The sequence below is a fragment of the Streptomyces sp. NPDC037401 genome, from assembly GCF_055602345.1.
On the sequence record NZ_JBVJWO010000045.1, the window covers coordinates 40,853 to 61,535 of the forward strand.

The following is a 20,683-nucleotide window of genomic DNA, read 5'->3' on the forward strand; positions in this document are numbered from 1 at the left end:
TCCCTCTCTGTGTGGTCGGAGCGTGACCACCCCGTTCGGCCTCTTGCCTGACGTGCTGCAGAGCACAGGCTATGCGGTCGGCGGTTCCGCCCTACGGCTTCCGGACGACTTGAGCTCGGCGGCCCGCTGCTCGGTGGCCCGGCGCTCGGCTTCCCGTCGGACCGGGCGTCGAATGAGCTGGTACGCCTGCTGGGTCGCGACCTGCTTGAACAGGCGGTTGACGTCGGCGTCGTCGAAGTAGCGGACCATCAGGGCGTCGTTGGACGCCGCCTGGTCGATGACGATCCGGTCGAGGTCCTTCTCCAGTTCCCCGCCGAAGACGTCCTGGTCCTGGTGCATGGCGATGGCCCTGAGTTCGGGGTCCTCGCTGACGGCTACCACGAGCTGGCCGAGCAGGATCTGGTCGGTGGTGGACAGCCCGGTCCCGTACTCCTCGTTGACGGACTGGATCACCTCGGCCAGCGACATCTCCTCCGCCTCGGCCACCGCTCCGGCCGCCTCGGGTACCAGGCCAGGCAGTACCTGCGCGCCCGCCGCCTCCAGGCGCAGCTCCGGGGTGCCCGTCTGAGCGATGCGCATGTGACTCGGGGCGGCCGTCCCTATGTCGGCGCCGGCGCTGCGGGCGGGCGCGGGCAGGCGGCGTAGCAGGAAGCGTCCGTACTGGTAGAGCCGTTCCAGTTCGAGGTTCTCGAATCCGATGACGTGGGAGAGCCAGCCGTACGCCTTGGTGTAGGAGTCCAGGGCGCGGCGGAATTCGGCGGCGGTGTCCGGTTCGGTGGCGTTGAGGGCGTTGAAGCGGTCCAGGGCGGGCTGCAGGTAGCCGTAGAGGCGGGCGTGGGCCTTCATGATGGCGGTGTCGGTGGCCGAGCCGCCCTGGAAGGAGGCGAAGTACGCGGTGACGAAGGCGTCCATCTCGGCTTCCACGAGGAGCTGGTAGGCCATCACCTCGCGTTCGCGGTCGAACAGGAGGTTGGGGTCGGTGGGCTCGCTGACAGACGCCTCGTAGTACTGCTGGAAAGCCTGCTCGATGTCCTCGGGCCGGTTGGCGAAGTCGAGGATGAACAGGTCCTCGGTGGACTTGAGCCGGTGGGTGCGGTTCAGCCGGGAAAGCGTCTGCACCGCGGCCAGCTTCACCAGGACCTTGTCCACGTACATCGTGGTCAGCAGCGGCTGGTCGAAACCGGTCTGGTACTTCTCGGCGACGACGAGGATGCGATGCTCGGGCTTCGGCACGGAAGGCGGGCTCGGGTCGTCCGCGCGGGTGTAGCCGAAACGTGCGGGCAGTTCGCGTTCGGGGAAGCCGTTGAGCTTGGCCTCGGTGTACTCGATCCCGTCGAGGGTCAGGGCCCCGGAGAACGCGACCAAGGTGCCGCAGTCGGTGAACCCCCGCTGGTCGATGTAGGCCCGCATGGCCTGGTAGAGCCGTACGGCGTGGTCACGGCCGGAGGTGACCACCATCGCCTTGGCCCGGCCGCCGAGACGCGGGCTGGAATGCGACCGGAAATGGTCGACGATGATCTTCGCGCGGGAGGCCATAGACGCCTCCGACATCAGCGCGGCTCGCACCAGCCGCGAACGGGCCTTGCGCGGGTCCACCTGCTGCTCCGCCTCCTCGGCGGCAGCTTCCTGGAGCTTGAAGTACGTGGCGTAGGTGATGTAGTTGCCGAGCACGTCGAGGATGAAGCCCTCCTCGATGGCCTGCCGCATCGAGTAGACGTGGAACGGTCCCTTCTCCTGCTCCCCCGAGCCGGGATTGGCGTAAGAGGTGCCGAAGAGGTCGATCGTCTTCGCCTTGGGGGTGGCCGTGAACGCGAAGAAGGACAGGTTCGGCTGCTTGCCGCGTGCCAGGGCCGCGGCCGTCAGCGGGTCGCCGTCCTCGTCCACCGCGTCCGAGCCGAGACGTCCCAGCGCCTTCTTCAAGGCCGCCGCGCTTTCCCCGCCCTGTGACGAGTGCGCCTCGTCAATGATCACCGCGTAACGCTGACTTCCCAGCCCCGCGACTTTGTCCAGGACGAAGGGGAACTTCTGCACCGTGGTGATCACGATGCGGGCTGTCGGCCCGGTCAGCGCGTCTGCGAGCTGCTGAGAGTTCTCGTCGATCCGCACGACCACGCCGGCCTTGTGGTCGAACTGGTAGATGGTGTCCTGGAGCTGCTTGTCCAGTACCCGCCGGTCGGTGATAACGATGACCTTGTCGAAGACCAGCTTGTTCGCCCCCAGACCGGAGGCGAGCGCGGCGGGGGCAATCTGCCCAGGGTCGTGGGAAGTGTGCAGGCTGGACAGGTGGTGCGCGAGCCAGGCGATGGTGTTGGACTTGCCCGAGCCGGCGGAGTGCTGGATCAGGTAGTTCTCCCCCGCCCCATGGCGGGCCGCGTGCGCGATGAGCTTGCGCACCGCGTCCCACTGGTGGAACCGCGGGAAGATCAACGGCTGCGTGTGCGCGCTGCCCGGCTTGTGCGACGGCGCCCGGCCGGCCTTCGCGGCGGCGTCCTCGACGTGCAGGAACCGCTGCAGCAGCTCCAGCCAGTTGTCCCGAGCCCATACCTCGTCGAAGAGGTAGGAGGTGGGGTACTTCCCATCGGTCGAGGCCGGGACGTTTCCCGCCCCGCCCATCTGGCCAGGGCCACCGGACCCGGTGTTGAAGGGAAGGAAGCGGGTGGCGTCTCCGGCCAGGCGGGTCGTCAGAAAGGCCAGCGTCGGATCGACCGCGAAGTGGACCAGGCTGCGCTTGGCGAAGAACAATTCCTTCGGGTCCCGGTCGCGGCGGTACTGCCGCTTGGCGTCCTCGACGGTCTGGCCGGTCAGCCCGTTCTTCAACTCCACCGAGGCGACCGGCAGTCCGTTGAGGAAGAACGCCATGTCGAGGCTGTGAGATGGACGCGCCGCGGAGTAGTGGAACTGGCGCACGAAGGTGAGCCGGTTGGCGTCGTACTCGGCCAAAGCGTCGGCAGCAAGAGTGTGCGCGGGACGAAAGTACGCAAGCTGGATCTTCACGTTCCGGTCATTCACGCCCCGACGCAGCACGTCCAGCAGGCCGCGCGAGTCGATCTCCCGCGCCACCCGCTTGGCGAGTCGGCCGATGGCTTGATCTTCTTCCTCGCCGTAGGCGGTCTGGAGCGCCAGCCACGCGTCGCTCTGCGACGCGCCGAGGAACGTGGCCAGCTCGGAGGTATCGATGCCGAGCGTGGGGTTGTAGGTGTTCGACAGCCCGCGCTGCCAGCCGCTGCGCAGTAGCGCCGCTTCCACGGCGTCCTCGAATGCCTTCTCGGTGTACACGCGGGCGTCGTTCACCTGAATCCCCCTCAGAAGTCGTGGTTGTGCGTAGGACGGGCTGTGGTGACGTCGAGTTGGCCAGTGACGGCGGCGGCAATCAGAGCCTGTCGGCGCTCGGCGAGAACGTTGAGCTGACGATTGACCATCACGGAATACTCAGCGCGCAGACCATCCTGCCGTTCCAACAGCGCCGCCAGCATTCGCTCGTGTTCCGGCAGCGGAAGCATATAGTTGAAAGATCCGATCTGTTCGCCGCTGATATGCGGCACAGAAATCCCCGTAGTTTCACCCTCAAGTGCTCTGCGGAAGTGTCGCGACGCGAGCACCCATCGAAGATAATGCGCACTTGCGCGACCATAGGACCGGATGCAGGCGACTCTCTGCAACAGGAGGCATGGGAGGTCACTGTCACGCACTAGAGCGATACGAGCCCCGCCACTGATCCATGTTCGATCCATCCCGACGACGAGGTCGTCGCAACGAACGTGGAACCTTTGGTCAATGTTGGAATCCTGCAGGTCCCACGCAACGGTCTCCGCATTCCAGTCGATGAAGCCGGGGGCGACATTGATCCCTCGAAGCAGCCGCGTACCAGCTTCCGGAGCGACAAATCCAGCACTCGGAAATGCATATCCGGGAATTACGGCAAAAAGTCGCGATACCTTACCTCGTTCCCACTTAATGTCAGGGTCGTAGCCGATCTCGCAAAGCGAGTCACGGTCACCCACTACAACACCGTCAACAATTTGCGCGAAGCGCTGCTCCGTCAAAGCGAGTTGCCGACCGCGCATCGAGGCGACGGAGTCGATCCGGGCGGTCTCTGCATCGAGGAAGTCGGCGATGCGGCGCTGCTCGCCTACAGGAGGCAGCGGGATGGGGATTTCGGCCAAATCTTCCCAATACAGGCGCCATTGTGCAGGCCTAATCCCTTTGGAACGACGCCCAAACTCTGAAACGAGGGGCGCCGACCTGAGCAAATAATGCAAGAATCCTGGATGCACGGACCGATCAATTGAGCAGACAAGGTAGTCTGGGCTCACGATTCCATGGTATCGAGAAACTCCCAGGGACCCCTGCCACGCCTTCATCTTATTGACGACAAGATCCCCCGGGCGCACTTCCTGATACTTGGAAAGATCGAGTGGAGTTTTATTATTGTTATCATCTCGCGAATTCTTCGGAATGACACCAAAGTCTCGATATACCGATAGGACCTGTAGATGTGTGCGATCAGTTACCTCACGAGGCCGCAGCACATATCGGATCCTGATTCCGGCTGGATTCATCACCTCGCCACCTCACTCAGCAGCGTTTGAATCTCGGCCTCCAGCGACTTCAGCTCCGCGTCGATCTCTGGCAGCGGTCTCGGCGGCGTGTAAGTGTAGAAGTGACGGGTGAAGGGGATCTCGTACCCCAGCTTGAACCGCTCCACCTCCCTTGTCTTCGGGTTGCGGGTCTCCGCGATCCAGGCGTCGGGTACGTGGGGCAGCACCTCGAGGGCGACGTACTCATCGAGGTCCTCGGTTAGCGGGACGTTCTCGTAGTCACGCAGGTCGGGGTCAGGCTCGGGTTTCCCCTTAGTGAGCTGGACCTCGCCCTCCGGGTCAGTCACCCCCACGGCGTCACGCAAAGCCTTCTGGAACGGCGCGACGGAGGGCCACAGCACGCCGCCAGCCACCATCGCCGCCCGCATGGCGTCCCATGCCTCAGCCTTGGTCGACCACTGTGACCCGAGCAGTGGCTTGAGCGCGGCCAGCAACAGCTCGACCGCTGCCTCGCCCCCGACCGCCTTCTTCACGGCGGCAGACGCGCCAAGCTGAGCAAGGCTGTCATCGGTCAGCTCGAAGCGGAGCTTGAGCGGCCGGTCCACGGTGATGCGCTGGTAGCCGAAGGCTCGGTTGGCGAAGACCTTCACCCGCCCGTGATCCGGATGTGCTTCGTCGCTGGCGATGCTCAGCGCATCGCGGTAGATCGCACAGATATTTCCGATCTGCGCCCGTGTGATTTCCTTGCGCTTCTCACCGAGAGACTTACGCATCTTGGACCACTGGTCGCGGGCGTCGAGCAGGATCACGCGGCCCTTGCGGTCGGCGGGCTTGCGGTTGGTGACGATCCAGAAGTACGTGGAGATACCCGTGTTGTAGAAGAGCTGGTCCGGGAGGGCGACGATCGCCTCCAGGTAGTCGTGCTCGATGATCCACCTGCGGATCTCCGACTCGCCCGACCCCGCGCCACCGGTGAACAAGGGGGAGCCGTTGAAGACGATGGCAAGGCGGGTGCCACCGACCTCGTCGCCCGCCTCGTCCTTCTTGAGCGGCTGCATCTTGCTCATCATGTGCTGAAGGAAAAGCAGCGAGCCGTCGTTGATCCGAGGCAGGCCGGCACCGAAGCGGCCGTCGAATCCCCGGTCCTCGTGCTCCTGGCGTACGACCTTCTCGACCTTCTTCCACTCCACTCCGAAGGGCGGGTTGGCGAGCATGTAGTTGAAGGTCTCACCGTCGTGGCCGTCCTGGCTGAAGGAGTTGCCGAAGCGGATGTTCTTGGCGGTATGGCCCTTCAGCAACATGTCGGAACGGCAGATTGCGTACGACTCGGCGTTCAACTCCTGACCGAACAGGTTGACGCGCACGCGCGGGTTCAGCTTGCGGATGTGCTCTTCAGCTGCCGAGAGCATCCCGCCGGTGCCACAGGCCGGGTCGAGGATCTTGACGACCTGGCCCTCCCCCGTCAGCCGGTCGTCGTCCGGGGCGAGCAGCAGCTCGACCATGAGCTCGATGACCTCGCGCGGGGTGAAGTGCTCACCGGCGGTCTCGTTGGAGGCATCGGCGAACTTGCGGATCAGCTCCTCGAAGACGTAGCCCATGTCGTGGTTGTCCACGGCCTCGAAGCTCAGGTCCAGGCCAGCGAACTTCCGCACCACCTGGTAGAGCAGGTCGGCGTTGTCCAGGCGGTCGATCTGGAGGTGGAACTCGTAGCGGTTGATGATCTCGGTGGCCTCCGAGGAGAATCCCCGGATGTAGTCCTTGAGGTTCTTCGCCACGTTGGCCGCGTCGCTGCTGATCGTGTCGAAGGTCTGCTCGGACAGGTTGTAGAACTTGAGTTTGGACGCTGCCAGCAGCAGTCCGTCCTTGTTCTCTCCGGTGTAGGAGGCCGCCCGGTCCCACACCGCCTGGCGGGTCGGGGCCATGACGCAGTCCAGTCGGCGCAGCACCGTCAGGGGCAGGATGACCTTTCCATACTCCGAGCGCTTGTAGTCACCGCGCAGGAGGTCGGCCACCGACCAGATGAAGTCGGCCAGTTCCTGGTTCTTGCTCAAAGTGTCCTGTCCTCTCGCCCCACTGCGGCGTCTCCGTCGATCGTCGTGCTTTGGTGTTCAGGGTTCCCGCCACCACGGGTCAACGGCGGATCGAGTGCGCCGCCGGTGAGGCCGTCGCGGGCGAGCCGCGCAGCCCGGTCGCCCATGCTGGCGAGTTCGGCGAGTTCGCGCTCGAACGCGCCCAACGAGCGAAAGGCGTCGCCGTAGCGGCGCTGTCGCTCAACGTCCATGCGGGGTAGGCGCGCCGCCTGCAGGTCCGCTCGGAACGTACCCGAGGAGGACGTGCTACGACGGACGTTCGCCGCGCTGCTGGCGAATCCGCGTACGTAGTCGGGGTCCAACTGGTCGCTGACGGAGATGAGCTCGTCACCGTCCACGCTGACCAGGCCGGCGGCCAGCAGGTCGCTCACCGCGACCGGGACGCCATCGTCCAGGGCGTCGGCCCGGCCACGCGGTGGCAGCTCGGGAAGCAGCGCCCGCAGGCGACTCAGGCGCGTGTCGAGATCCTCGCGCAGCTTGGCGTACTCCACCGCGTAGTCGGGTTCCGGCTCGCGTACGTAGCGACTGGGGGTGAGGTCCACCTCGTTGTCCAGCAGATCGATCAGTTGCACCTCCACTTCCTGGTGCGGCTGAGGGGCCCACGGTCCGTCCGGGCTGTTGGCGCTGAGATCCACCATGCGTACGGTCCCCGCCGCCCGCCCAGGGTTGGAGGGACGGCTCAGCAGCCACAGGTGAAGCGGAAGTGCATGACTGGCAGCGAGGCCGGGCGGTAGAGCCACCAATGCGGTGACGCAACCGCGACGCACCAACTCCGCACGGATTCTGCGACCGGAGCGGCGATGGGCGACCGATGCCGGCAGGACCACCACGGCTCGCCCGCCGGGTGCCGTGTGGTGGTAGCAATGCTGAAGCCAGGCGAGTTCGCTCTCCCCGCGCGAGGGCACACCCGCCTCCCAGCGCGGATCGACGAGCAACTGCTCGCGGCCCCAGTCGGCCACGGCGGTCGGCGGCTCGCACACGACCAGGTCTGCGCGGAGGTCAGGGAACGCATCGGCCCGCAACGAGTCGCCTGCCACGACCTGAGCCGGCACCGCTGTCCCAGTGGCGGCCAAGGCCGCACGCACCTGGGCTACGCGTGCCGCATCCGCCTGCGTGTCCTGCCCCAGCCTGCTCTGGACCGCACCGCCGCCCACCGCAACGAGGAGCGAGCCGATGCCGCACGCAGGGTCAAAGACGGTGCCTGAGGTCTCACCAGCGAATTCTCGGACCGCGCGAGCCAGTCGCAATGTCGAGGCCCCGTCCAACGCGGCGCGCGCGGTGGACTCCAGCAGACGGGCGACCAGAGCATCCATCACCTCGGTGGGCGTCCGGTCGGCGACCAGCCCGTCCACCGCCTCTCGGGCGGCCTGGTCGGCGAGGTCTTCCGCATCGCCCCGGAGATATTCCCCGAGAGCAGCCAGCGCCCCGGCCATTTCCTCGCCGTAGGCACCGCGCAGCGCCTGCCAGAGCCGGACCTCCCCGCTGACCTCTCGCCCGTCGCGCTGCCCGTCCAGCCACTGCCGTACCTCGGCGAGCGAGAACAGGGGACTCGCCGAGGTGCCGCCTACGGGCGCGGGGAAGTCCGAACGACGCCTGCGCCAGTTGGACACCGCGGCACGCGTCACGCCCGCCAACCGTGCGATCTCCGCAGCAGTCGCCGTGGCATCAGCCGCCTCGTTTCCTCCGATCATGAAGCGACCGTACACCGTTCACGCCCGGATCTCCAAGTTACATTCAGTTGACGGCGTTAACTAACTCCTGTTCACTGGGTGTCACGCGCCAAGGACTCCGCCGCACACAGCACACCCCACCGGAGGAGAACCGAGCGTAAGCACGAAGTCACGCGGATCGAGGAGAACGACCCCGCGGCATCGACCTCCGGCACCTCGACTCGAAGGAGCATCACGTGGCGGCCAAGGAGAAGAGCAGCACCGGCACCCGAAAGTCCACGTTGCACCGGCTCACTGTTCCTAGCGGTGGCGAGGTAGAACTCCGCACTCTTGTGCGCCCTCACTATCTCGACAGACCCGGTTACCAAGTCCGCGAGTTCGCCCGGGATGGCGTCACCGGGCTGCTGGTGAACGGGGGAATCCCCCGAGACCGCGCCGACTGGTGCCCGGCCGTCGAACGGATCACCGGCCTGGAGGTCAACGAACGGAATCACTCTGCTGCCGGCCTAGTACTCATGCGCACCGAGCGCGGCCTGTACGCCCTGAGTTACGGGGTCGGCCAGCACATGCTGGACCCGTACTATCGTGATGATGAGTTCGGCCTGGAGTTCGCCACCCGCTGCCTCGACGAGGACGGCATCATCAAGGTGCGCAACCAGATCATGGACGGACGAGGGCGCGTCGACGAGTACTCCGTCGCCCGGGGAGAGCGTATCGACGGCTTCGGACTCGACCGGTTCGGCGCAGTCGTCCGCCGCATCTGTGGAACGGTCAGCGGCATCCCGTTGACCTCACTGCCCGCCGGTAGCTCCAAGCATGTTCGAGTCGAGTGTTCCGAGTCGACCGTCAAGCTGCCGCTGGCCACCACCCCGGAGGAATTCCTCAACGACCTGCGCGCGATAGAGGAGGTCTGCTCGCGCCCGGATCCGCTGCCCGAACTGGGCTTCGTCGATCGGCTCCGCACACTGGACAAGCGCAGCCGCAAGGCGGTGGACGCCCAGGCCGTCCTTGAGCGCATGCTCGCCGACCCCACTCACCCGCGGCTCACGCTGGGAGTTCCGGAGAGCTGCCAGGAGGGCTTCAGCTCCGCCCAGGCGTTCCGGATCAGCTCGGGTAGCCGCAGCATCGACGTCACCGACCTGGACCTTCCGGTCCTCCTCGGCTTCGTCTCGGACAAGACCGAGGGCGAGCGCCTCAAGGCGCTCGGCCAAGTCCGGGTCGTCATGTTCAGCGACGACGACTTGAAAACGCCGGCCAGCGCCGCGACCACCGGCAAGGAGTGGCTCATCGCGGACGTCCCTGTGGAAACAGTGCGGTACTTCTACGGCCACGGAAAGTGGTACGAGGTGGGAGCCGGATTCCTCGAGACGCTGGAGGAAGAGCTCCGGGAACTGCTCGGCAAGTCGGCCAGCGTCCAACTGCCCGCCTGGCCAAAGGGAGTACCGAACGCCAAGGGGCGGGACTCTCACGATGAGGACTGGTACAACAAGCAGGCGGCAGGCCAGGAGGGCTACCTCCTCTTCGACAAGAAGAACATCGTCACGGACAAGTTCAACGGTGGCGGCCTGGAGGTCTGCGATGTCCTCGGCCCGGACAACCAGCTGATCTGCGTCAAGAAGGCCACCAGCAGCAACGGCACCGCACCGCTGAACCACCTCTTCGCCCAGGCAGTCACCGCCGTCGAAACCCTGCGCAGCGACAAAGCCATCCGCAGCGCCTTCCTGGGGCAGGTTGCAGACCGTACTCCCGAGCACCGTCTCCTGAGCGACTTCGGCACGCTGAAGGTCGTGCTCGCCATCCTCCTCAAGGACGGAAAGGAGATCACTGTCGACTCCCTCTTCGCCTTCGCCCAGGTCTCCCTCCTCCAGTCGGCACGTCGCTTGCGCGCGATGAACGCAGAGGTCGAGGTCGTCGCTATCCGACGCTGAGCCCGCACTGCTACAGGGTGCTACAGCGACTGCGGACAACAAGAGAGGGCTGGAACCTTCCCAGCGAAGGGTCAACAGCGGCGATGCGCACGCAGCCGCGCCGTTAACTGGCGTGCTAACCGGCCTATCGAGCGACGGCATCCCAGGTCGCTACAGTCCGCGCTGACCGCTCTCCCGCCCAGGCACGCCATCACACAAAGTCACATCTACACGGATGTTTGCTGAAATCGGCCAGCCACACCCCAAGCCGTCCGGCGCGGGCCTGTATTGGCGAGAGGCGCGAAGAACACCGTTCAGGGCGGCCCAAGTAGCGGCTACGCGTTGCTAATGGACCGTCAGCCATGGCGCTGGATGTGCGTCATTCGTGCGTCAAGACACTGAGCGATCCAGCGAGGTCTCGGCCATGCCCCCTCTTTGGCTACCCAAAACCGCAGGTCAATGGGCTGCAGCCGTGAACATAGGTCTCCACCTGTTGTCGGTCGGAAAACAGGTGGAGGTGCCTACGTAGACGAATAACCCCAGGTCAGAGACCCTTTCCAACGGGCTCCAGGATCGCGACGCACTCGACATGATGGGTCATCGGGAAGAGGTCGAACGCGCGCAGCGTGCGGACCTTGTAGCCGTTGTCCGCGAAGTAGGCGAGGTCGCGGGCCAGGGCTGCCGGGTCGCAGGCCACGTACGCGATGCGGCGGGCGCCCAGGGCTGCCAGGTGGCGGACCGTCTGCTTGCCCGCGCCCGCGCGCGGCGGGTCGAGGACGATCAGGTCGCACTCCGTGATGCCCGTGCGCGGCAGGATCTGCTCGACCTTGCCCTGCTCGATGCGGACCCGCGGCATGTCGGCCAGGTTGTGGCGGGCGTCCTCGACGGCGCGCTTCGTGGACTCGATGCCGAGCACCGCGCCGGTGTCGCCGATGCGCTCGGCGAGGGCGCCCGCGAAGATGCCGACGCCGCAGTACAGGTCGAGGGCCATCTCGCCCTTGCGGGGCATCAGGCCCTGCATGACGGCCTTGATCAGGGTGTCCGCGGCCTGCGGGTGGACCTGCCAGAAGCCGCCCATGCCCACGCGGTAGGTGCGGCCGTCGGCGCGCTCGCGCACGAACGGGCGGCCGTGGACGCGGTGGACGCCGCCGTCCTTCTCCTCGACGCGCAGGACGGAGACCGGCTTGTCGAGCTCCACCAGCGGCAGGCGGCCGCCGGGGCGGGGGGTGAGGACGACCTGGCGGTCGCCGGAGCCGGAGGCCGCGATGGCCTCGACGGTCGCCATCTGCGGCCATTCGCGCTTCTCGATGCCGAGTTCGGAGACCCCGGGCGCGGCGATCATGCAGTGGTCGACCGGCTCGATGTCGTGCGAGCGGTGCTTGCGCAGGCCGGCGCGGCCGTCCTCGTCGACGGCGAACTGGACGCGGGTGCGCCAGGCCGGGACCTGGCCGGCCGGCAGCTTGTCGCCCTCGGCCGGCACCACGGTGCCGTCCCAGCCGGCCTGCTCCGGGGTGAGCCCGGCGAGGCGCTGCAGCTGCTCGGCGACGACCTCGCCCTTCAGGCGGCGCTGGGCGCCCGGCTTGGCGTGCTGCCAGTCGCAGCCGCCGCACCGGCCGGGGCCGGCGTACGGGCAGGGGGCCTCGACGCGGTCCTTGGAGGCCTCCACGACGGTGACGGCGTCGGCGCGCAGGAAGCGGGAGTCCTCGTCGCCCTCGGTCACGCGGGCGACGACCTTCTCGCCGGGGAGCGTGTGGCGTACGAAGAGGACGCGGCCGTCGGCGGTACGGGCGATGCAGTGCCCGCCGTGCGCGACGGGGCCGACCTCGACCTCGTACTCCTCCCCGACCAGTGACTGCTTCTCGTTCTGGGTGGTCATGGTGGGGAGTCTCTCCAGAGATCAAAAGGAAACGGCCGGACGACCGACCCACCAGTTTACGTGGATCTCGTCCGGCCGTTCGCCATCCGGGCGCAGCCCCGGCGGGGGGCGGCGGCTCAGCCCTTGCTGTTCTCCTTGGGGCGGCTGTCCGGGCGGCTGTCCACCGGCCCGCGGCGCACCGCACCCGGCGCGTTCCAGTCCTGGCGCTTCTTCGCCCGCTTCTTCGCGAGTTCGGAGGACTCCAGCTGGTACGGCACGGAGGTGACCATGACCCCGGGGGTGAAGAGCAGCCGGCCCTTCAGGCGCAGGGCGCTCTGGTTGTGCAGCAGGTGCTCGTACCAGCGCCCGACGACGTACTCGGGGATGTACACGCTGACGGCGTCGCGCGGGTTCTCGCTGCGCAGCCCCTTCACGTACTCGACCACCGGGCGGGTGATCTCGCGGTACGGGGAGTCGAGGATCTTCAGCGGGACGTTGATCCCACGCCGCTCCCACTCCGTCCGCAGGGCCTTGGTCTCGACCGGGTCGACGCTGATGCTGAGCGCCTCCAGCGTGTCCGAGCGCGTCAGCTTGGCGAAGGCGAGGGCCCGCAGCGTGGGCTTGTGGACCTTGGAGACCAGGACGATCGAGTGGACGCGCGAGGGGCGCACGCTGTCGTCGGACGGCCCCTCGGCGGCGGCGATCTCGGTGGCGACGCGGTCGTAGTGCTTCCGGATCGCGGACATCGTCCCGTAGAAGATCACCATGCCCAGCAGGGCGACCCAGGCGCCGTGCGTGAACTTGGTCGCGAGGACGACGACCAGCACCAGGCCGGTGAAGAACGCACCGAAGGCGTTGATGGCGCGGGAGCGGACCATGCGGCGGCGCTTCGCCGGGTCGTGTTCCGTGCGCAGGTGGCGGTTCCAGTGCCGGACCATGCCGATCTGGCTGAGCGTGAAGGAGACGAAGACGCCGACGATGTACAGCTGGATGAGCTTGGTCGAGTCGGCGTCGTAGATCCAGACCAGCAGTATCGCGGCGCCCGCGAGGAGCACGATGCCGTTGGAGAAGGCGAGCCGGTCGCCGCGGGTGTGCAGCTGGCGGGGCAGGTAGCGGTCCTGGGCGAGGATCGAACCGAGCAGCGGGAAGCCGTTGTACGCGGTGTTGGCGGCCAGGAAGAGGACCAGGGCGGTGGCGGTCGCCAGCAGGATGAAGAGGAAGCTGCCGTTGCCGAAGACGGCCTCGGCGACCTGCGAGATCACCGGGTTCTGTACGTATTCGGGGCCGACCGGGGTGCCGTTCACGAGCAGGTCCTCGGCGGGGTTCTCGGCCATGCGGACGTTGGTGGCCATGGCCAGGCCGATGATGCCGCAGAACATGGTGACGGCCAGGCCGCCCATGAGGGCGAGGGTGGTGGCGGCGTTCTTGCTCTTGGGCTTGCGGAAGGCGGGGACGCCGTTGCTGATGGCCTCGACGCCGGTGAGGGCCGCACAGCCGGAGGAGAAGGCACGCAGCAGCAGGAAGACCAGCGCGAAGCCGGCGAGTCCCTGGTGCTCGGGCTTGATCTCGAAATCGGCGGTGGGGGCCTTCATGGTCTCGTCGAGGACGATGCCGCGCCAGGCGCCCCAGGCGATCATCAGGAACACGCCCACCACGAAGACGTACGTGGGAATGGCGAAGAGATTTCCGGATTCCTTCACACCGCGCAGATTCATCAGCGTCAGGAGAAGGATCATGGCGATCGCCGAGAGCACCTTGTGCTCGACGACGAAGTCCACGGCGGAGCCGAGATTCTCGACTCCGGAGGAGATCGAGACGGCGACGGTGAGGACGTAGTCGACGAGCAGGGCGCTGGCCACGGTCAGGCCGGCCCGGGGGCCGAGGTTGGTGTTGGCGACCTCGTAGTCGCCGCCGCCGCTGGGGTACGCGTGGACGTTCTGCCGGTACGACGCCACCACCGTGAACATCAGCACGACGACCGCGAGCGCGATCCAGGGGCTGAAGTGGTAGGCCGACACGCCCGCAATGGAAAGTACGAGCAGCACTTCGCCGGGGGCATATGCCACAGAGGACAGCGGGTCGGACGCGAAGACGGGTAGGGCGATCCGCTTCGGGAGGAGTGTTTCTCCCAGGCGGTCGCTGCGCAGCGCCCGGCCGATCAGGATCCGTTTGGGCACGTCGGTCAGTTTGGACACGGAGAGGATGGTAAGCGTTCGAAAAGAGCGCTGACCAACCACCACCCCAACACCGGGCCAATTGCACGCCTGCAGCACGCAAGGGGTCACACTGGTGACCGCCCGTGTGTAGCTTGGGCCATGGTCTGAGACCCTGTGAACTCCGAACACCACACGGGGCTGAACTATTGACAGCCGGAAGGACGGCCGTGCACATCGTCATTATGGGCTGCGGAAGAGTGGGTTCCGCTCTCGCCCAGACCCTGGAGCAGCAGGGGCATACGGTCGCAGTCGTCGACCAGGACCCCACGGCGTTCCGCCGGCTGGGATCCGGCTTCGGCGGCCGCCGCGTCACCGGGGTCGGCTTCGACCAGGACACCCTGCGCGAGGCCGGCATCGAGGAGGCGGGAGCCTTCGCCGCGGTCAGCAGTGGTGACAATTCCAACATCATCGCCGCCCGCGTGGCCCGCGAGATGTTCGGTGTCGAGAACGTCGCCGCCCGCATCTACGACCCCAAGCGCGCCGAGGTCTACCAGCGGCTGGGCATCCCCACCGTCGCCACGGTCCGCTGGACGGCCGACCAGATGCTGCGCCGGCTGCTGCCCTCGGGTGCCGAGCCGCTGTGGCGCGACCCGAGTGGTGCCGTGCAGCTCGCCGAGGTGCACATCGACCAGTCGTGGATAGGACACAAGGTCAGCAAGTTGCAGGACGAGACCGGAGTCCGGGTCGCCTTCCTCACCCGGCTGGGCGAGGCCATGCTGCCGAGCTCGCAGACCGTACTGCAGGAGGGTGACCTCGTCCACGTGATGATGCGTACGGACGAGATCGACAAGGTCGAGGCGTCCTTCGCCGACGGCCCCGAGGAGGCACGGGCATGAGGGTCGCGATCGCCGGGGCCGGTGCCGTGGGCCGCTCCATCGCGGGTGAGCTGCTGGAGAACGGCCACGAGGTCCTCCTCGTGGACAAGGCCCCGACCGCCATCTCCGTGGAGCGGGTGCCGCAGGCCGAGTGGCTGCTGGCCGATGCCTGTGAGATCACCTCGCTGGACGAGGCCGCGCTGCAGCGCTGCAACGTGGTCATCGCGGCCACCGGTGACGACAAGGTCAACCTGGTCGTCTCGCTGCTCGCCAAGACCGAGTACGGGGTCCCCCGCGTGGTGGCCCGGGTCAACAACCCGAAGAACGAATGGCTCTTCAACGAGTCCTGGGGCGTGGACGTCGCCGTCTCGACCCCGCGCCTGATGTCGGCCCTGGTCGAGGAGGCCGTCAGCGTCGGCGACCTCGTCCGGCTGCTGCGCTTCAGCCACGGCGACGCCAACCTGGTCGAGCTGACCCTGCCGCCGGAGTCCCCGATGGCGGGCGTGCAGATCAGCGACGTGGACTGGCCGCAGGACACTTCGCTGGTCACGATCATCCGCGGCAACCGCGTGCTGACCCCGCACCCGGAGGAGACCCTGGAGGCGGGCGACGAGCTGCTCTTCGTGGCCGCCCAGGCCCGGGAGGAGCAGCTCGAAGAGCTGCTCAACGCGCGGCGCGGGACCAGCTGACAGGCCCTCGTACGTCTCGCAACGACGTCTCGCAACGACACTGAAGGGCCCCGGCACCGTCTTCACGGTGCCGGGGCCCTTCGGTGTCTCGCCCTTTGGCGATGCGCCGCTCGCCGCGCGAACGGTGCTTCGCCGTGCGCCCGGGGCGGCTACGCCTCGCGGGCCGCGGCCTTGCGTTCCTTCTCCGCCCGCTCCTCGGCCTCCCACTCGGCGATCACGTCGATCGGCGGCGGGGCCTTCGCGAGGAACACCCAGGTGAAGTACACCGCGAGCACCATCGGCGGCAGCTTCAGCGCGACGAGCAGCCAGCCGAGCTGGGTCTCGTCCCCCCAGAAGTACAGCGGGAAGAGGATCGCGTACTTGGCGAGGAAGATGATGCCCCAGGCCAGGCTGGCCTTGGTGTACGCCTTCTTGCGGCCGGGGTTGCGGGTGCGCCAGGAGAGGTTCTCCTTGAACACCGGGCCCAGGATCACGCCGAGCAGCGGGAAGCCGACCAGCGCGGAGATCGTGAACGCGGCTCCCAGGCAGGCTCCGTAGATCATGCCGGGCAGGTAGAAGCCCTTGGCGGAGCCGGTGAACAGCGCGAAGGCCACGCCGACACCGACGCCGAAGACCCCGCTGAAGGCGTGCTTGACGGTGTCCTTGCGCAGCAGGCGCACGACCACCAGCAGGACCGCCACGGTGCCCGCCGCGATGGCGGACATCTTCACGTCCTTGTTGAACGTGTAGATCATGACGAACAGCAGGCCGGGGAGCATCGTCTCGACGGTGCCCCGGATGCCTCCGAACGCGTCGAAGAGGGCCGCCTGGGTCACGGCCTTCACGTCCTGCGGGCTCTGCCCGCCGGGCGTGTCCGCGCCCTGGTCCGCTGTCGGTTTGTCGAGTGACGTCACCGGCTAGTGCTCCTGTCCGAGCGGTCGGAGTTCGTACTTCGGGTTGAAGAGGACCCGGCGCCCGTGGCTCATGGCGATCCGGCCGGAGGCGATCATCTTGCGGCCCGGTTCTATGCCCACGATCGAGCGGCGTCCGAGCCAGACCACGTCCAGGCCGGCCGAGCCGTCGAAGAGCTCGGCCTCCAGCGCCGGGACGCCGGCCCGCGGGCGCAGGGTGACCGTCCGCAGGGTACCGGTGACCTTCACGATCTGGCGATCGTGGCAGTCGCAGATACGGGTGCACCCCGCAGCCTCGGCGTCCTCCTGCAGCTCTGCGGAGTGCAGGTCCTCCTGCGAGGTCGACAGGCGTTCGATCATCCGCCGGAACCGGCCACCCTGCTTGGCCGGTTTCGCGGGCTTCTCGGAACGAGGTACAGCGCTCATACAAGGAAGCGTACCGGCGAGGGGGGCACCTCTCGAAGCGGTACGCCCCACCTCTCTGCTCCGCCCGCGGCTCACTTCTCGAACCGGTACCCCATCCCGGGCTCGGTGATGAAGTGGCGCGGGTGCGAGGGGTCGGCCTCCAGCTTCCGCCGCAGCTGGGCCATGTAGACGCGCAGGTAGTTCGTCTCGGTGCCGTACGACGGCCCCCAGACCTCCTGGAGCAGCTGCTTCTGGCTGACCAGCTTGCCGCCGTTGCGGACCAGGACCTCCAGCAGGTGCCACTCGGTGGGGGTCAGGCGTACGTCGACGCCGTCGCGGACCGCCTTCTTGACCGCCAGGTCCACGGTGAAGCCCGCGGTCTCCACCAGCGCCTCGTCCTGGCCGGCGGCCGCGGCGGGCTCGGCACGCCGTACGGCGGCCCGCAGCCGGGCCAGCAGCTCGTCCATGCCGAAGGGCTTGGTGACGTAGTCGTCGGCGCCCGCGTCGAGGGCCTCGACCTTCTCGTCGGAGCTGTGCCGGGCGGAGAGCACGAGGATCGGGACCCGGGTCCAGCCCCGCAGGCCCTTGATCACCTCGACGCCGTCCATGTCGGGCAGTCCGAGGTCGAGCAGGACCACGTCGGGGTGGCGGGCCGCGGCGAGCTCCAGGGCGCTCGCCCCGTCGCAGGCCGCGTCGACCTCGTACCTGCGCGCCTTCAGGTTGATCACGAGGGCGCGCACGATCTGCGGCTCGTCTTCCACCACGAGCACCCGGGTCATTGCGGTCCTGCTTTCTCTCGTATCGCTTCGATGGCATCGTGCAATGTCACATACGAAGGTGCACCGTGCCGTGTCTCCGGTGACACTCTGCACAGGCTCAACACCATCGTCAGGCCCCCACCGGGGGTGTCCTCGGCCGTGAGCGTGGCGTCCATGGCTTCCGCGAAGCCGCGGGCGACCGCGAGACCCAGGCCCACGCCCGTGCCGCGCGGGGCGTCGCCGTGGCGCTGGAAGGGCGCGAAGATCCGGTCCTTGGCCTCGTCCGGGACGCCCGGGCCGCGGTCGACGACGCGCAGCTCGACGCGGTCGGCCAGGGCGCTGGCGGCCACCAGGACCGGCTGCCCGGCAGGGCTGTACTTGACGGCGTTCTCCACGATGTTGGCGACGGTCCGCTCCAGGAGTCCGGGGTCGACGCGCACCATGGGCAGCGTCTCCGGGATGTCGAGGCCGACGCTTCCCTCCGGTACGCCGCCCAGGGCCATGGGGACGACTTCGTCGAGGTCGGTCTCCCGCAGCAGGGGCGTGACGGTCCCGGTCTGGAGGCGGGACATGTCGAGCAGGTTGCCGACGAGGTTGCCGAGCCGGTCGGCGCCCTCTTCGATGCCCGCCAGGAGCTCGGCGCGGTCCTCCTCGGACCAGTCGACGTCCTGGGAGCGCAGCGACGTGACGGCGGCCTTGATCCCGGCCAGCGGCGTGCGCAGGTCGTGGCTGACGGCGGCCAGCAGAGCGGTGCGGATCTTGTTGCCCTCGGCGAGGCGCCGGGCCTCCTCGGCCTCTCCGACCAGGCGCTGTCGGTCCAGCACGGCCACGGCCTGCGCGGCGAACGCCCCCAGCAGGCGGCGGTCCTCCGCGGGCAGCACCCGGCCCGACAAGGCCAGCGCCATGTGGTCGCCGACGGGGGTGTCGACGTCCGCGTCCTCCGGCCGGACGGCGGGCGCCGGCCCCACGCTCCCCGTACGCGTCCACGGGCCCGTGTCGCCGTCGCGCTCGAGCAGCGCCACGGACTCCATGGCGAAGGTCTCCCGGACGCGTTCCAGGAGGGCGCCGAGGCTGGTCTCGCCGCGCAGCAGGCTGCCCGCGAGCAGGGACAGGATCTCCGACTCGGCGCGCAGCCGGGCCGCCTGGTGGGTGCGCCGGGCCGCCAGGTCCACCACCGACGCCACGGCCACCGCCACTCCGAAGAACACGGCGATGGCGACGATGTTCCTGGGGTCCGAGATCGTGAGCCGGTGCAGCGGCGGGCTGAAGAAGTAGTTCAGCAGCAGCGACCCGAAAGCCGCCGAGGCCAGCGCGGGCAGCAGTCCGCCGAGCAGGGCGGCCGCCACCGTCAGCGTCAGGAACAGCAGCATGTCGTTGGCGAGGCCGAGATCGGCGTCCACGTGCGTCAGCAGCAGCGCGAGCAGCGCCGGGCACACGGTCCCGACCACCCAGCCGGCGATGATCCGGGTCCGCCCGAGCCGGGCCGGGCCGCCCCGGGAGGCCGGCAGGCCGCGGCCCTTGGCTGCCTCCTCGTGCGTGACGATGTGGACGTCGAGATCGGGACCCGAATCGCGGGCGACGGTGGCGCCCACCCCCGGCCCGAACACGTACTGCCACGCCTTGCGTCGGCTGGAGCCCAGCACGATCTGCGTGGCGTTCACCCCCCGCGCGAACTCCAGCAGCGAGCCGGGCACGTCGTCGCCCATCACGTGGTGGAAGGTGCCGCCGAGGTCCTCGACCAGGGTGCGCTGGAAGGCCAGCTCCTTCGGAGAGGCGGACGTCAGCCCGTCACTGCGGGAGATGTAGACCGCCAGCACCTCGCCGCCGGCGCCCTTCTCCGCCAGCCGCACCGCCCGCCGGATCAGGGTGCGGCCCTCGCGCCCCCCGGTCAGGCCCACCACGATCCGCTCCCGGGCCTGCCAGGTGGAACGGATCCCGTGCTCGCCGCGGTAGGCGCGCAGGTACTCGTCCACGCGGTCCGCGGTCCACAGCAGCGCCAGCTCGCGCAGCGCCGTGAGGTTCCCCGGCCGGAAGTAGTTCGACAGGGCCGCGTCGACCCTGTCGGGCCGGTAGACGTTCCCGTGGGCCATCCGCCGCCGCAGCGCCTGCGGCGACATGTCCACCAGCTCTATCTGGTCGGCCCGCCGGACCACCTCGTCCGGCACCGTCTCGCGCTGCCGTACGCCCGTGATCGACTCCACCACGTCGCCCAGCGACTCCAGGTGCTGGATGTTCACGGTGGTCACCACGTCGATCCCGGCGTCCAGCAGCTCCTCCACGTCCTGCCAGCGCTTGGCGTTGCGTGAACCCGGCACATTGCTGTGTGCCATTTCGTCCACCAGCACCGCGGCCGGCCGGCGCGCCAGCACCGCGTCGACGTCCATCTCCGGGAAGACGGCCCCCCGGTACTCCAGGATTCGCCGCGGCACCGTCTCCAGGCCGCGGAGCATCACTTCCGTCCGCGGCCGCCCGTGGTGCTCCACGAAACCCACCACGCAGTCGGTGCCCCGCTCCACCCGCCGGTGCGCCTCCGCCAGCATCGCGTACGTCTTGCCCACGCCCGGCGCCGCACCGAGATAGATGCGGAGTTTCCCGCGTTTGCCGCGTCCCATGTCCCCATTGTCTGTCACGTCCGGTCCGCGCACCGTGAGGGATCGGCCGTTGACCAGCGACTTCGGACACGATCGCGGTCGCGCGCCCGGTCCCGGGAACGGGGGGGGGGGGGGGGGGGGGGGGGGGGGGGGGGGGGGGGGGAGGGGGGGGGGTGGGGGGGGGGGGGGGGGGGGGGGGGGGGGGGGGGGGGGGGGGGGGGGGGGGGGGGGGGGGGGGGGGGGGGGGGGGGGGGGGGGG

The 20,683-nt window shown here is 68.2% G+C and carries 13 protein-coding genes; 3 read left to right on the forward strand and 10 right to left on the reverse strand.

Annotation, left to right across the window (positions count from 1 at the left end):
- Positions 1 to 69: 69 nt before the first annotated feature.
- From ACZ7H1_RS33170 to ACZ7H1_RS33185, 4 genes are all read right to left on the reverse strand, one after another.
- Complete coding sequence (locus ACZ7H1_RS33170; RefSeq protein ID WP_470791730.1) at positions 70 to 3,291, reverse strand: type I restriction endonuclease subunit R; 3,222 nt, start codon at positions 3,289 to 3,291, stop codon at positions 70 to 72.
- A gap of 11 nt (positions 3,292 to 3,302) precedes the next feature.
- Positions 3,303 to 4,313, reverse strand: a complete 1,011-nt coding sequence (locus ACZ7H1_RS33175; protein WP_470791732.1) for a restriction endonuclease subunit S — start codon at positions 4,311 to 4,313, stop codon at positions 3,303 to 3,305.
- 245 nt (positions 4,314 to 4,558) lie between these two features.
- On the reverse strand, positions 4,559 to 6,589 hold the full coding sequence (locus ACZ7H1_RS33180; RefSeq protein ID WP_470791733.1) for a type I restriction-modification system subunit M: 2,031 nt from the start codon (positions 6,587 to 6,589) through the stop codon (positions 4,559 to 4,561).
- Positions 6,586 to 8,319 carry an HsdM family class I SAM-dependent methyltransferase gene (locus tag ACZ7H1_RS33185; protein WP_470791735.1) on the reverse strand — a complete coding sequence of 578 codons (1,734 nt, stop codon included), beginning with the start codon at positions 8,317 to 8,319 and terminating at the stop codon, positions 6,586 to 6,588. Before ACZ7H1_RS33185 ends, ACZ7H1_RS33180 begins: the two co-directional genes overlap by 4 nt.
- 215 nt (positions 8,320 to 8,534) lie before the next feature.
- Between ACZ7H1_RS33185 and ACZ7H1_RS33190 the strand changes: the two genes are divergently transcribed.
- A complete protein-coding gene (locus tag ACZ7H1_RS33190) occupies positions 8,535 to 10,226 on the forward strand; it encodes a DUF6119 family protein (protein ID WP_470791737.1) in 1,692 nt (563 codons plus the stop codon).
- Positions 10,227 to 10,749: 523 nt separating this feature from the next.
- Here the strand turns inward: ACZ7H1_RS33190 and ACZ7H1_RS33195 are convergent.
- Positions 10,750 to 12,081 (reverse strand): class I SAM-dependent RNA methyltransferase, encoded by a 1,332-nt coding sequence (locus ACZ7H1_RS33195; RefSeq protein ID WP_470791739.1) that lies wholly within the window; start codon positions 12,079 to 12,081, stop codon positions 10,750 to 10,752.
- Positions 12,082 to 12,197: 116 nt separating this feature from the next.
- On the reverse strand, positions 12,198 to 14,255 hold the full coding sequence (locus ACZ7H1_RS33200) for an APC family permease (protein ID WP_470791740.1): 2,058 nt from the start codon (positions 14,253 to 14,255) through the stop codon (positions 12,198 to 12,200).
- A 188-nt stretch (positions 14,256 to 14,443) separates the two neighbouring features.
- On the opposite strand from ACZ7H1_RS33200, the gene ACZ7H1_RS33205 reads away from it, so the two are divergent.
- Both ACZ7H1_RS33205 and ACZ7H1_RS33210 read left to right on the forward strand, forming a co-directional pair.
- Positions 14,444 to 15,112 (forward strand): potassium channel family protein, encoded by a 669-nt coding sequence (locus ACZ7H1_RS33205; RefSeq protein WP_470791741.1) that lies wholly within the window; start codon positions 14,444 to 14,446, stop codon positions 15,110 to 15,112.
- Positions 15,109 to 15,780, forward strand: coding sequence for a potassium channel family protein (locus tag ACZ7H1_RS33210; RefSeq protein ID WP_470791742.1), 672 nt, complete (start codon positions 15,109 to 15,111; stop codon positions 15,778 to 15,780). Before ACZ7H1_RS33205 ends, ACZ7H1_RS33210 begins: the two co-directional genes overlap by 4 nt.
- 149 nt (positions 15,781 to 15,929) lie before the next feature.
- Here ACZ7H1_RS33210 and ACZ7H1_RS33215 read toward each other — a convergent pair whose 3' ends face one another.
- From ACZ7H1_RS33215 to ACZ7H1_RS33230, 4 genes are all read right to left on the reverse strand, one after another.
- Positions 15,930 to 16,673: a DUF3159 domain-containing protein gene (locus ACZ7H1_RS33215; RefSeq protein WP_470791743.1), complete on the reverse strand. Its 744-nt coding sequence runs from the start codon at positions 16,671 to 16,673 to the stop codon at positions 15,930 to 15,932.
- A 3-nt stretch (positions 16,674 to 16,676) separates the two neighbouring features.
- Positions 16,677 to 17,096, reverse strand: coding sequence for an OB-fold nucleic acid binding domain-containing protein (locus ACZ7H1_RS33220; protein WP_470791747.1), 420 nt, complete (start codon positions 17,094 to 17,096; stop codon positions 16,677 to 16,679).
- Positions 17,097 to 17,167: 71 nt separating this feature from the next.
- Positions 17,168 to 17,854 carry a response regulator gene (locus ACZ7H1_RS33225; RefSeq protein ID WP_470791749.1) on the reverse strand — a complete coding sequence of 229 codons (687 nt, stop codon included), beginning with the start codon at positions 17,852 to 17,854 and terminating at the stop codon, positions 17,168 to 17,170.
- Complete coding sequence (locus ACZ7H1_RS33230) at positions 17,851 to 20,445, reverse strand: DUF4118 domain-containing protein (RefSeq protein ID WP_470791750.1); 2,595 nt, start codon at positions 20,443 to 20,445, stop codon at positions 17,851 to 17,853. Before ACZ7H1_RS33230 ends, ACZ7H1_RS33225 begins: the two co-directional genes overlap by 4 nt.
- Between the last annotated feature and the right edge of the window lie 238 nt (positions 20,446 to 20,683).

Coding starts and splice junctions, on each gene's coding strand:
- ACZ7H1_RS33185 (WP_470791735.1), bottom strand. CDS start 8,319: ATGATCGGAGGAAACGAGGCGGCTGATGCCACGGCGACTGCTGCGGAG.
- ACZ7H1_RS33195 (WP_470791739.1), bottom strand. CDS start 12,081: ATGACCACCCAGAACGAGAAGCAGTCACTGGTCGGGGAGGAGTACGAG.
- ACZ7H1_RS33210 (WP_470791742.1), top strand. CDS start 15,109: ATGAGGGTCGCGATCGCCGGGGCCGGTGCCGTGGGCCGCTCCATCGCG.
- ACZ7H1_RS33220 (WP_470791747.1), bottom strand. CDS start 17,096: ATGAGCGCTGTACCTCGTTCCGAGAAGCCCGCGAAACCGGCCAAGCAG.
- ACZ7H1_RS33225 (WP_470791749.1), bottom strand. CDS start 17,854: ATGACCCGGGTGCTCGTGGTGGAAGACGAGCCGCAGATCGTGCGCGCC.
- ACZ7H1_RS33230 (WP_470791750.1), bottom strand. CDS start 20,445: ATGGGACGCGGCAAACGCGGGAAACTCCGCATCTATCTCGGTGCGGCG.